Raw genomic sequence first — 11,886 nt, 5'->3', positions numbered from 1 at the left:
CTAGAAAAGGGACAGGCGCGTCGAATGATAGACGCTGCCAAAAGGAGCATCCACGCGCACCCAACGGCCTTTTCCGGCAACGCGCAGGTGGCGAGGCACATCCATGGGGGCAGCAAACCCTGGGATGAGTCCCAAGTTGGTGCAGGCGAAAATCATCCGCATGGGGATTTCAACCTTGTCCTCCCCGTTTTCTACCGTGATGACGGTTTGATTGAGCAGGCTTGACGGCGGACCCATCGGGCCAGAGAATTGGCGGGCTAACTGCTGGCCCTGATCCGCAAGCTCACGCACGACCGTCACGGGAAGCGAATCGATCTCCACAAAACCGTCCTGCGGCGGCAGCGCACCGGGCCACGAGGGATCACGGGCGGGTCCGAGTTGTAGCTCCACGGGCTCGCCGAGGAGGTCGGGGTCGGGGGAGGTCTCGAGGGCGTCGAGAAGCGACTGCGCTGAGACCACCGCACCGTCACGCCCCACCGTGCCTTCGACGCGGCGGGAGGCCACAACCTCAAAAGGCGTGGTGACAAACACCTCGGCGTGGGCATCGTCGTGCTGGCGCAGGCGCACCGACGCCGAAGCATCGAGCCCAATCGCGCGGGTGAGCAGGGCACGCAGCCCTACCCCACCACCACTCACTTCGAGCGTTTCACCGACCATGGTCTAGGCGTTATCATCCAGCTCAACGACAGCATGCTCGAGGATAATGTTGCGCTCCTCCTCGCTCACCTCGCGCGGCATCTGCGTCTGCGGGTCGATGGTGACTTGGACACAGTCGATAACGCAGGCAACCTGTCCCTGGGAGTCCTTGATCTTCTGACGCGTGGTAAAGGACGTGCGGCCCAAGCGCACAACCGTGGTTTCCACCGTCACCGTGCCGTGGCGGCCGTCCCACTTAATCGGGCGTACATAATCGGCCTCAATGTGGCGGACGAAGGCCACCATGTTGACGCCGCGCGAGTAGAAGTTGTGCATGGCGAACGCCAAGCGCGCTTCCTGCGCCAGTTCAATAAAGTTGGCGTTCATCATGTGGCCATACATGTCGAAGTCCGACCATCGCACACCAACGGTCAGCGCATGGACGTTATCAGTGGTTTCCTCTGACACGACATTCTGAGCGGACATTCCAGGTTCCTTCCTGAGGTTTAGGCAGGCGCCAAGGCAGCGCCTACCGGCTGGGCAAGGGGCTTAACCTAGCGGCTGAGCTTGCGGTGCGTCACGCGGGACGGGCGAGCTGCCTCTTCGCCGAGACGCTCGACCTTGTTCTTCTCGTAATCACCGAAGTTGCCCTCGAACCAGAACCACTGGCCTTCAGCAACGTTGCCCTCCCACGCCAAGATGTGGGTACAGGTGCGGTCGAGGAACCAGCGATCGTGGGAAATGACCACCGCACAGCCCGGGAACTTCTCCAGAGCGTTCTCAAGGGAGCCAAGGGTTTCGACGTCCAAATCGTTAGTCGGCTCATCGAGGAGGATCAGGTTGCCGCCCTCCTTGAGCGTCAGCGCCAAGTTCAGGCGGTTGCGCTCACCACCGGACAGAACCTTGGACGGCTTCTGCTGGTCCGGGCCCTTAAAGCCGAAGGCCGACAGGTACGCACGCGAGGGCATCTCGTTCTGGCCAACGTGGATGTAGTCCAGTCCGCCGGAGACGACCTCCCACACGGTGGCCTCGGGGTCGATGTTCTCACGGCCCTGGTCCACGTAGGACAGCTTGACGGTCTCACCGACGGTAACAGTTCCGGAATCCGGCTGCTCCAGGCCCACGATGGTCTTGAACAGGGTGGACTTACCCACACCGTTCGGGCCAATGACACCGACGATGCCGTTGCGCGGCAGGGTGAAGGACAGGTCCTTGATGAGGACACGGCCATCAAAGCCCTTGGTCAGGTTCTCAACCTCCACGACCTTGTTACCCAGACGCGGCGGGGTCGGAATCTGAATCTCTTCGAAGTCGAGCTTCTTGTACTGCTCGGCCTCGGCCGCCATCTCCTCGTAGCGCTGGAGACGGGCCTTGTTCTTAGCCTGGCGAGCCTTGGCACCGGAGCGAACCCAGGCGAGCTCGTCCTTCAGGCGCTTCTGCAGCTTCTTGTCCTTGGCGCCGGCCACCTCGAGGCGCTCGGCCTTCTTCTCCAAGTAGGTGGAGTAGTTGCCCTCGTAGGGGTAGAGCTTGCCGCGGTCAACCTCACAGATCCAGCCCGCGACGTGGTCGAGGAAGTAGCGGTCGTGGGTCACGGCCAGGACAGCGCCTGGGTAGGACTCAAGGTGCTTCTCCAGCCACTGGACGGACTCGGCGTCAAGGTGGTTCGTGGGCTCGTCGAGAAGCAGCAGGTCCGGCTCACTGAGCAGCAGCTTGGCCAAGGCCACGCGGCGACGCTCACCACCGGAGAGGTTGGTCACTGGGTCATCGGACGGCGGGCAGCGCAGGGCTTCCATGGCCTGCTCAATCTTGGAGTCAACCTCCCAGGCATCGGCGTGGTCCAGCTCCTCCTGCAGCTTGCCCATTTCCTCCATGAGCTCGTCGGAGTAGTTGGTAGCCATCTCCTCAGCGATCTGCTCGAAGCGCTGTTTCTTTTCAAAAATCTCACCGAGGCCTTCCTCGACGTTCTCGCGAACCGTCTTCTCCTCATTGAGCGGCGGCTCCTGGAGGAGGATGCCCACGGTCTTACCCGGATCGATAAAGGCCTCACCATTGGAGGGCTGGTCAAGGCCGGCCATGATCTTCAGGATCGAGGACTTACCTGCACCGTTGGGGCCCACGACGCCAATCTTGGCGCCCGGGTAGAAGGCCATAGTGACATTGTCCAAAATGACTTTGTCACCGATGGCCTTGCGCACGTTTTTCATCGTGTAGATGAACTCGCCCATGTTTCACCCTTTGCTTCTGTCAGGAATGGTAAATAACAGTACAAAGACTACATCACATGGGCGCTGACGGTGCCCCGGCCTGGTTAGACCATGACCTCCTCCGGCTCTGAAATCTCTTCCGCGGAGCTCTGCGCCTGTTGGCGGTCAGCGGCCGTGTCCTGCGGGGTATCTTCGGCGGCCCGTAGCGCCTCAGGCATGGGGTCCGTCTGTTCCGACGACGATGCCGCGCTGTCCGACGCCGTATGGTCCACGTCCGGCACCGGCGGGTTCTCCCCCAACCACAACTGCTCCGCGCCGTCTTCTCCATAAGGGGTGCCGATCTTTACCGATGTAATAATGAAACGGTTAAGGTCTAAGCCCACATGGCCGGCCTTAATGTACGTCTTGGAACGATTGCCACCCTGCGGGTCCTTCCATTGGTCGGTGACGATAGAGCCCATGACAAAGACGGGCATACCTTTGCTCAGTGATTTCTTGACGTTGATGGCGCACTGGCCCCAGACTTCGGCATCGATAAAGTTGAGGTCGAGCTCACGCCAGATGGTCTTGCCCTCCTCGGTGGTCTCAGGAACGCTGCGGGAGGAGGCGATGCGGAAACGGGTTTTGTACATCGTCTCGCTGATTTTGGTCAGGTGTGGATCGCTTGTCAGGCGTCCGGTCAGTGAAATGGGATATTGCGACATTGCGGGATCCTTTACGTGGTTCGTGATGGTGTGTGTGTAAGGAGGCGTTAAAGGCCTCCCTTGATTCGCATCATTGCCACGTCCCACAGCGCCCGCAATACCCTCGCCGAAAACCTGTGGATAACTTGTTGTAAACGTCAACAAAGTAGGGGTTTTAGGCCCCAAAACTCACAGGCCGCTACACCATTAGTGCGGGCGGAAACCCGCGTCATCCCCTTCGCTCATCTGCTTGAGCATGGCATTGTAGCTCTCCAGGTCAGCATCGCCATCGACGTCGGCCTTCGCATCATATCGGCGGGCCTGGGCACGGTCCTCACGGAGCCAGTCGATAAACAGCTTGCCAAACACCACCACCAGCGGGAACTGGCCGAAGCCCCATGAAATACCGCCACCGGTGCGCTGATCCTTGACAAGGTCCGGGTCCCACGGCAGGTTCAACGACTCATAAAACTCCAAGCCCAGGATGGACTGCATCTGCATGAGGTAGACACCGGCAAAAAGGTGCAGCGGCATCGAGAAGAAAAGGATGGCCAGACGAATCCTCGTCGGCGCGCGCCACGGCAGCGGATCAGGGCCGATAACCTCCCAGTAGTAGATGTAGCCGGAAATCAGAAAGACCCAGTTCATGATGACGTGCCCGGCATGTTCTGAGATGGCAACCTCATAGAAGCTCGGGAAAAGGTAGAGCACGTAGAGGAACGTCAGGAACTGCAGAACATTGACTGCTGGGTGCGTGAGAAAACGCAGGGTACGGGACTTGGTGAGGGCCACAGCGGCGTCGTGAAGCGTTGGCTTGCCAGGCGCCCCCGGCTCAAAAGCCTCCATCATGAGCGTGACCGGCGCGCCCAAGACCAGGCACAAAGGGATGGCCATGGAAAGGATCATGTGCACGAGCATGTGCATGGAATACAGCGCCGGCATGTACAAGCCGATGCCGTTACTCAAAATGAACGTCATGCCCAGCGAACCCACCAGGAACCAGGCGGTACGCTCAGCCGACCACGTGAGGCCGCGGCGCTTGAGGCGCCACAACGCATAAAGGTAGAAGCCCGCGAGGACGAGGCCCAGTGAGCCAAACATGAGGTCAAAGCGGAACATGGTCCACACGTTGGAGAAGGTGGGGGCGTCGAAAAGCTCATAGCCCACCAGGATCTGCATGGCATTCAGGTTCGGGTCACGTGGGGGCGGTGGTGGGGTGCGGCCCATGGAAATAGCCACGCCCACGGTGGCGGCCATAATGGCAACCTCCACGATGGATACCCTAATGAACAGGCGCGGGGAACGCTTAAGCTGCGGAATGGTAATGCTTCGATGCACGTAGCCGACCGCCGCGAGTACCACGGTGAGCACGGCTTTGCTCAACACGAGCAGACCATACCGCGTGGAGAACAGATCACTCAGCTCCACCCGAATGAAGGCATTGACCACGCCTGTCGCAGCGAGAGCCACGATAGAAAACAGCGCCACCGAGGAGTAGCGACGCACCGCCACATCCATGTCGGGGCCGAGGCGGCGGCCATGGGCGATAAGCCCCATGAGCCCACCGACCCACAACATAATAAAGAAGAGGTGGATAAGCAGGGAATTCGTGCCATAGTCGTGGTCACCGCCAGCCGCGGAGTGGCCCTCCATCCCGAGCGGAACAGTAAGGAGCAACGACAGGAAAAACGCACCTACTTGCCCTGCCCACGTGCGGGCAAGGAAGCCGACGAGGGCAACAAGAGCGGCAATACCGGCGGTCAGTAGCCAGACTTGCGACGCCGCAATCTGCCCCACCGCCATGCCCATCAGCTCCGGGTTGAGCACCTGGGCAATGGGCGTGCCTGTCAGGTCTGACATCACGAGGGGAACCTCAAGCAAGGACACTACGGCGGCGCCCACGGCCGCCCAGGCGCCGGTGCGGGCGGCAATGTGGCCGTCAACGGTAAGACCGGCCCGAATGAGCTGATCATTGTCCTTATCTGGCACGGCCGGGTAGATGAAGAAAGCACTGGCCATGAACGAGCCAATAGAAAGCGCCATCAACATCCACGCGGCTGCACGGAAGAAGGGAAGGCCGAAGGTGGTGATTCGGCCTGGGTCAGGGATGCCCAGCGCCGCGAGCGAGTCCGCAAGGAAAAACAGCGAGATAATTCCGCCGACAAGACCCGCAAAAACGACAAAAGAAAGATTGAGAAGGCGGGAAGATTGGGCCCGCGGACCTGATGGTGCGACCGCCGTCACAGGCGCTTGTTGGCCCTGTGAGCTGGAGTTATCTTTCTCTTCGTGCATAGTGGGCAGTGTACCGCCCCTTCTTCTCTCTTACCTAAAAGGCAGCAAAGTCTCAGCAATAGGGTAGTCTGCACTCATGGACTCTCGTCAGCTTCACCATTTTCGCACCATCGTGGACCACGGTTCGTTCACGCAGGCTGCGGAGACGCTGCGGCTTACGCAGCCATCATTAAGCCTGACCGTTCGCAGGCTTGAGGAGGACCTCAACGTCAAATTACTTTCCCGCGGGCGCAGTGGCGTTAAGACTACGGAGGCTGGCGAGTTCCTTTATGGAGTAGCCACCTCCGTCGACACGCTTCTGGCTACAGCCACCTCGCGGCTAGCGGAGATTGCAGCGGGAAACGCAGGGTCGGTGACCTTGTGCTCGGCGCCTGAGTTTAACTGGCTGTTTATGCCCTCGGTACTGAGGCGCATGCGCGAGCGCGCGCCACAAGTCAACGTCTCTCTCAGTGATGTGGAGCCCACCGAGACTCTCAAGCGCGTTCTGGAGGGCACCGTAGAGATTGGCATCATCCCCAGCACCAATCCGCAGCGATTCCAACACCTCTACGGGGAGCAGCTGGCTATTAACCGCGCGACGGATATGGAATTCCGCGTGGCGCTCCCCCAACGTTTGTCCCACCTGCCGGACCCGGTGCGCCTGTCTACGCTAACGGCAGAGACGTGGCTGCTGCCGCAGCGTTGGACGGAGCTGAGCGGGCTGCCGGAGCTGCTAGACCACCTGTGGTCCACTGCCCCTGAGTGCAAGCCAGCCACCGTGCAAGAGGTCTCGACTCTGCAGACGGGCCTGCCGCTCGTGGCGGGCGACTACGGCATCAGCCTCATGCCCCACACCGCCCAGGCTTTGGGCCAGCGGGGAGTGCACTTCCGGCGCATCGAGGAGCACCTGCCGTCGATGCAGGCCCTGCTCATCCACCGCGCAGACCGGGCGCTGACCCCGGCGGCGCAGACGCTTCTCGACGTCCTCCTGGACACCTCCTCCGAGCTTCCCCCAGCGAGCTAGGTTTCCGGCTCAGTGACGTGCTGCGTTATGATGTCTCGGTACGCCTCCATAGCTCAGCGGATTAGAGCAGTGGGTTTCTACCCCATGTGTCGCGGGTTCGAGTCCTGCTGGGGGCACGCAGGTCAGAGCCACTTTTTGCCGCTTTAATGGGCGGTTAGAAGTGGCTCTTTCTCGCTCTCACTTATGCTGAGAAGTATGGATATCACTCTCGCCACGTTTGACCATGCCCCAGACACTGCGCTGAGGGGGAAGCGCTTTCGGAATGCATGGGCGCCGTCGGAAAGCTATGCCCAGTCGCGCCGAGGAGTACTCACCGGCCAATATCCGCAACGCGGCGCAACCACACGCATCACGGAGGTCTTCGAGGAAGCGGGCTATGAGATTCGGCAGGACACCGACGAGGTTTCTGCCGCGCAGAACGTGTTCCGGCTCCTCGAACAACCGGACCCCGCCGCGGTGGCATCACTCGACGGTGTCGTGGCAGTGTGTTCGCTGCAGACCAGCGAGGATGGCACCGCGCCGATGTCGCTGTTGTGGCCTGGTGTAGCGGAGGACGGCGAGAGCATCGAGCTAGTATCCCCGTTGGACCTTGCGCCGACGCTGGCGGCCATCGCTGGCCTTGACGTGCGTCCGAACGCCGCACTGTCCTTCGACGGACTCAACCTCGTGCCCTTGCTGCGCTACGGTGCGGCGGGGCATGCGGCGCTCTTCTTCGACAACGGTGTGCGCATGATGGACGCCACGCTTATCGACGGCACCGCTACCCCGCCCTCCGCCCTCCCGCGCTTGCAGGAGGAATGGGGACTGTGGAAGAGCTTTATGGGAATGGGTCCGCTTCAGTAATTACTGGATGGGAATGACAACCCACAGAATGAGGTAAAGCAAGATTCCAGAGAAACCCAAGAGTGTGGCTACAACGAAGAGCACGCGCACCAGAGTCGGATCAAGATCGTAGGTCTCCGCGATGCCACCGCAGACACCTCCAATCATCGTGTCGGTCGTGGAACGAGTTAGGCGTTGGTTGTTCATGATGCCTCCTTTCCCTTTCTATTATTCAGAACGAGTGTGGGGAAGGGTATCGGGAAAAACCCTGATTTTCCTCTACTCTGGGTGGAAACTTTGACCTCAGAGAAAGGACGCCGTTTCACCATGGCTCATTCACCCGGACTGCCTGCCCCTACCCGCACGTCCTATGCCCTGCTTACTGGCGCTAGCCAAGGCATCGGTGCCGCAATGGCCAAGGATTTAGCGGCACGCGGCTACAACGTCATTCTTGTTGCCCGCCGCAAGGATGTCTTGGAGTCCATCGCTGCGGAGCTGCGTTCCCGCCACGAGGTCGACGCCATCGCACTGGCCGCCGACCTCTCCGAGGCTGCCGACGTCTCCCGGGTCATCGACTTCATGTCGGGCAAAGAAATCTCCATCATCGTCAACTCGGCGGGCATCGCCAGCTTTGGCAAGTTCATGGACCAAGACTGGGACTACGAGACGCGCCAATTCGATCTCAATGCGAAGGCCGTGCACCGTTTGACCCGCGCCGCACTTGACCAGATGCTGCCACGACGCAGCGGCGCTATCTGCAACGTTGGTTCGGCTGCCGGCAACGTCTCCATTCCCAACAACGCCACCTATGTGTTCACCAAAGCCGGCGTCAATGCTTTCACGGAGGCGCTGCACTACGAGCTGAAGGGCACGGGCGTTAGTTGCACGCTGCTCGCCCCTGGGCCGGTTCGCGACGCCGTCATTCCGGAGGAAGAGCAATCCATCGTGGACAAGGTGGTACCAGACTTCCTGTGGACCACATACGAGTCTTGCTCTGAGGAGACTCTCGAGGCTATGGCCCGCAACCAGCGCCGAGTGGTTCCCGGGCCGCTGTCGAAGGCCATGAATGCGCTGGGCAAGATCGTCCCTACGCCGATTGCTGCGCCGCTCATCGGCAGCTTCTATTCCAAGATGGCCTAAAACGCACCAGAGGCGCCCCCCTCTCTTGCCGAGAGTAGGGCGCCGTAGTGCGTGCGGGGTTACTTACCCTGCAACGGGGCGTCCTGTGCAATGGCCTTCTGCGCGGCCTCCTCGCGAGCGAGCTTGCGCTCTACCCAGAACTCGGCGTTCTTGATTCCGAGCGCCTCGGGGTCGAACTGCGGGTCCTTGCCGGCCTTCTTCTGCGCGCTGTAGTCCTTGAGGCACTTGAGTGCCGGGATTTGCAGGAAGAGAATCGCGATGATGTTAAGCCAGGCAGTTGCGCCCACACCGATATCACCTAGAGCCCAGGCAGCACCCGGAGTAGAAGTAGCGCCGATAACCACGGAACCTACAAGCAGTACGCGCAGTACCCACACCAGAGTTCGACGGGCGACCTTGTTCTTGATCCAACGGTTGAAGTAGGTGAGGTTAACTTCCGCCATGTAGTAGTAAGCCAGCACCGTAGTGAAGGCGAAGAACGCAATAGCAATGGCAATGAAGGTTGGACCGAAACCAGAGAGCAGAGTGTCGAGGCCGTGCTGAACATAGCCCGGGCCGACTGCAATATCGTCCGGAATCGCACCGGCGTAGCGCACCGGACCGTCCTCGGATTCGTTCTCAAAGACCTTGTACATGTCAGTGGAGATGATGATGAACGCGGTAGCGGAACACACGAAGAGGGTATCGATGTACACCGCGAAGGCCTGAACGAAGCCCTGCTTCGCCGGGTGGGACACTTCGGCAGCAGCTGCGGACTGCGGGCCCGTACCCTGGCCGGCCTCGTTGGAGTAAATACCGCGCTTCACACCCCACATGATGGCAGAGCCTAAAAGGCCGGAGAAAGCTTGCTCTGCACCGAAGGCGGACTTGAAGATCATGCCGAAGACCTCGGGGATCTGGCTGAAGTTCACAAAGAGAATGATGATGGCGAAGAGGATGTAGGCACCAGCCATGAACGGAACAACGAGGGAAGCGAAGTTGGCGATGCGCTTGACGCCACCCACGATGATGATGGCGAGCACGCCTGCGAGGACGACGGCGGACCAACCAACGCTAATACCCCATGCATTATCGACGGCCGCGGCTACACCGTTGGCCTGAATAGCCGGTAGGAAGTAGCTGGTGGCCAGAATCATGGCGACGGCGAAGACACAGCCGTAGACCAGCATGAAGGGGCCCGCTTTGGTGTGCTTGTAGGCTTTCTCAATGTAGTAGGCTGGGCCACCGCGGTACTCACCGGTGTCCTGGTCCTTCTCCTTGTAGACCTGTGCCAACGTACATTCAATGAAGGACGTCGCAGAGCCCAGCAGCGCCACGGCCCACATCCAGAACACCGCACCTGGACCACCGAAGGCGATAGCGGTAGCAACACCGGAAATATTACCCACGCCGACGCGGCCGGCTAGGGAAATCATGAGGGACTGGAAGGAGGAAACTCCGGATTCGGAGCTTTCGCCGTCCTTGAGCTGCTTGATCATGTCGGGGATGCAGCGGATTTGAAGAAACTTGGTCACCACGGTGAAGTAAATACCTGCGCCAAGGCACAGGAAGACCAACACGGGCGACCAAATTACTGCGTTGAGTGTGTCGATAAAGCCTGACATCGGAGGAAACCGTCCTTCGGGATTTGTGAGTGCCGTCACTTTTCGGGCTGGATTCATCATGGCTCATCACCTAATGCTTTCGTGAGTAGAATCATGAAAAACTTCGACCGCCGCTCCGCGTCCACGCACCCATGCACAGCAAACCCCCAGCTCACATCGATTAAGGTGACCTACCCCACCGCCTTGAGAAAACCTAAACATGCGGCCACTATTCACCCCCTTAGGCACCCCCGATAGCGCCCTGAGCCCTGCCAAGAAGGCCGCTACAAGGGAGGAAACTAAGGTGGGAGCCATGAGTGAAATCCCTACCAAGAATGACCGCCTTGTCTGGATTGACTTGGAGATGACCGGACTCGACCCCAAGCGCCACGTCATAGTGGAGGTCGCTGCCGTAGTTACCGACGCCGAGCTCACCATCCTGGACGAAGGCCTCGACCTCGTAGTCCACGCCACCGAGGACGAGTTGGACCAGATGGATAACTTCGTCGCCACGATGCACGCCAAGTCTGGCCTCGACAAGGAGATTCGCGAATCCACCGTGACGATTGAAGAGGCAGAGGAAGCGGTACTGAGGCTCGTCGAGAAGCACTGCGACCCCAACCACCCCGCTCCGCTGGCCGGAAATTCCATCGCCACCGACCGCATGTTCATCCGCACCTACATGCCGCGCTTGGATAAAGCCCTGCACTATCGCATGATTGACGTCTCGACGATTAAGGAGCTTGCGCGGCGCTGGCACCCGCGGGCCTATTTCAACCAGCCCGATAAGGGCATGGCGCATCGAGCCTTGCAGGACATCATCGAGTCCATCCGCGAGCTCGACTTTTACCGCCGCAGCGTGTTCCGCACCGATGAAGGCCCTACGAGCGAGGAAGCGGAGCAACTGAAGGCTGACACGACCACGGATTACCAGGCGTTTTTGTAAAATCACCGGCGTGGGTTAACCTGTATCTCGTTGCTTTCAGGCAACGATGGTGGCTGTAGTTCAGCTGGTAGAGCACCAGGTTGTGATCCTGGGTGTCGCGGGTTCGAGCCCCGTCAGCCACCCCGAATAGACCCCGCATTCTGCTTGAGCAGGATGCGGGGTCAACTTTTTGCATTGAGCCCCAGCACCACCGCACCCGCGCGCCACCAAGCCCCACAACCAGCCGGACTTGAGTATGTTAGCCTTACCTAATTGGATAGTGTGTAGGCTTCCGCCCACACAGCAACTCAAGTTTTCAAAGGACAGTGATAACGATGGCTGGCCAAGCTAAAGAGGCAGCGCCGAAGCGCAGGCTTAAGGGACATTTCGTGTGGATTTGCGGCGTGTCGCACTAAGGGACATTTCGTGTGGATTTAGGAGCGTCCGGCCCAGCCTTTTCTTACGCCTAAGCTGGGGTTCCATTCACTGTCGATGTGGGTGTCAAATGTGGCTGGTCTCCCGTCGGGGTGGCCGCGTCGTTTAAGTTCTTCTTTTGCCCAGGCTGCGCGTGCTGCTTTTTCTCCTTGGCGTCCGAAGT

At 59.8% G+C, this 11,886-nt stretch carries 11 protein-coding genes, 2 tRNA genes and 1 pseudogene; 6 read left to right on the top strand and 8 right to left on the bottom strand.

The window, feature by feature from the left end; genetic code table 11:
• From HMPREF2875_RS10975 to HMPREF2875_RS10955, 5 genes are all read right to left on the bottom strand, one after another.
• The gene (locus HMPREF2875_RS10975) at positions 1 to 657 is read right to left on the bottom strand and encodes a DUF8185 domain-containing protein (RefSeq protein WP_070673115.1); all 657 of its coding nucleotides are present in this window, start codon (positions 655 to 657) and stop codon (positions 1 to 3) included.
• Between the two features lie 3 nt (positions 658 to 660).
• Complete coding sequence (locus HMPREF2875_RS10970; protein ID WP_070673113.1) at positions 661 to 1,122, bottom strand: acyl-CoA thioesterase; 462 nt, start codon at positions 1,120 to 1,122, stop codon at positions 661 to 663.
• Positions 1,123 to 1,190: 68 nt separating this feature from the next.
• Positions 1,191 to 2,861, bottom strand: a complete 1,671-nt coding sequence (gene ettA, locus HMPREF2875_RS10965) for an energy-dependent translational throttle protein EttA (RefSeq protein ID WP_070673111.1) — start codon at positions 2,859 to 2,861, stop codon at positions 1,191 to 1,193.
• Positions 2,862 to 2,944: 83 nt separating this feature from the next.
• Positions 2,945 to 3,544: a single-stranded DNA-binding protein gene (locus HMPREF2875_RS10960; protein WP_070673109.1), complete on the bottom strand. Its 600-nt coding sequence runs from the start codon at positions 3,542 to 3,544 to the stop codon at positions 2,945 to 2,947.
• Positions 3,545 to 3,730: 186 nt separating this feature from the next.
• On the bottom strand, positions 3,731 to 5,815 hold the full coding sequence (locus HMPREF2875_RS10955; protein WP_070673108.1) for a bifunctional copper resistance protein CopD/cytochrome c oxidase assembly protein: 2,085 nt from the start codon (positions 5,813 to 5,815) through the stop codon (positions 3,731 to 3,733).
• Positions 5,816 to 5,891: 76 nt separating this feature from the next.
• Between HMPREF2875_RS10955 and HMPREF2875_RS10950 the strand changes: the two genes are divergently transcribed.
• The 3 genes from HMPREF2875_RS10950 (at position 5,892) to HMPREF2875_RS10940 (ending at position 7,661) form a co-directional block, all read left to right on the top strand.
• Positions 5,892 to 6,818, top strand: a complete 927-nt coding sequence (locus HMPREF2875_RS10950; RefSeq protein ID WP_070673106.1) for a LysR family transcriptional regulator — start codon at positions 5,892 to 5,894, stop codon at positions 6,816 to 6,818.
• 42 nt (positions 6,819 to 6,860) lie between these two features.
• Positions 6,861 to 6,934, top strand: a tRNA-Arg gene (locus HMPREF2875_RS10945).
• 79 nt (positions 6,935 to 7,013) lie between these two features.
• Complete coding sequence (locus HMPREF2875_RS10940) at positions 7,014 to 7,661, top strand: hypothetical protein (protein ID WP_070673104.1); 648 nt, start codon at positions 7,014 to 7,016, stop codon at positions 7,659 to 7,661.
• Here the strand turns inward: HMPREF2875_RS10940 and HMPREF2875_RS10935 are convergent, their stop codons facing one another.
• Positions 7,662 to 7,847 (bottom strand): PspC domain-containing protein, encoded by a 186-nt coding sequence (locus HMPREF2875_RS10935; protein ID WP_070673102.1) that lies wholly within the window; start codon positions 7,845 to 7,847, stop codon positions 7,662 to 7,664.
• Positions 7,848 to 7,967: 120 nt separating this feature from the next.
• Between HMPREF2875_RS10935 and cmrA the strand changes: the two genes are divergently transcribed.
• The gene (gene cmrA, locus HMPREF2875_RS10930; protein WP_070673100.1) at positions 7,968 to 8,780 is read left to right on the top strand and encodes a mycolate reductase; all 813 of its coding nucleotides are present in this window, start codon (positions 7,968 to 7,970) and stop codon (positions 8,778 to 8,780) included.
• A 59-nt stretch (positions 8,781 to 8,839) separates the two neighbouring features.
• On the opposite strand, the gene HMPREF2875_RS10925 is transcribed toward cmrA, so the two are convergent.
• Positions 8,840 to 10,384: an alanine/glycine:cation symporter family protein gene (locus HMPREF2875_RS10925; RefSeq protein ID WP_070673098.1), complete on the bottom strand. Its 1,545-nt coding sequence runs from the start codon at positions 10,382 to 10,384 to the stop codon at positions 8,840 to 8,842.
• Positions 10,385 to 10,676: 292 nt separating this feature from the next.
• Here HMPREF2875_RS10925 and orn point away from each other — a divergent pair, with 292 nt between their 5' ends.
• Both orn and HMPREF2875_RS10915 read left to right on the top strand, forming a co-directional pair.
• Positions 10,677 to 11,309 (top strand): oligoribonuclease, encoded by a 633-nt coding sequence (gene orn / locus HMPREF2875_RS10920; protein ID WP_070673096.1) that lies wholly within the window; start codon positions 10,677 to 10,679, stop codon positions 11,307 to 11,309.
• A gap of 49 nt (positions 11,310 to 11,358) precedes the next feature.
• A tRNA-His gene (locus tag HMPREF2875_RS10915) sits at positions 11,359 to 11,431 on the top strand.
• 291 nt (positions 11,432 to 11,722) lie between these two features.
• On the opposite strand, the pseudogene HMPREF2875_RS13560 reads toward HMPREF2875_RS10915, so the two are convergent.
• Positions 11,723 to 11,886: pseudogene (locus tag HMPREF2875_RS13560) on the bottom strand (IS256 family transposase); the annotation flags it as partial.

Source organism: Corynebacterium sp. HMSC078H07 (assembly GCF_001812805.1).
Lineage (GTDB): Bacteria > Actinomycetota > Actinomycetes > Mycobacteriales > Mycobacteriaceae > Corynebacterium.
The sequence above is the reverse complement of the archived record's forward strand: the minus strand, read 5'-3'. Positions and strand labels throughout refer to the sequence as shown.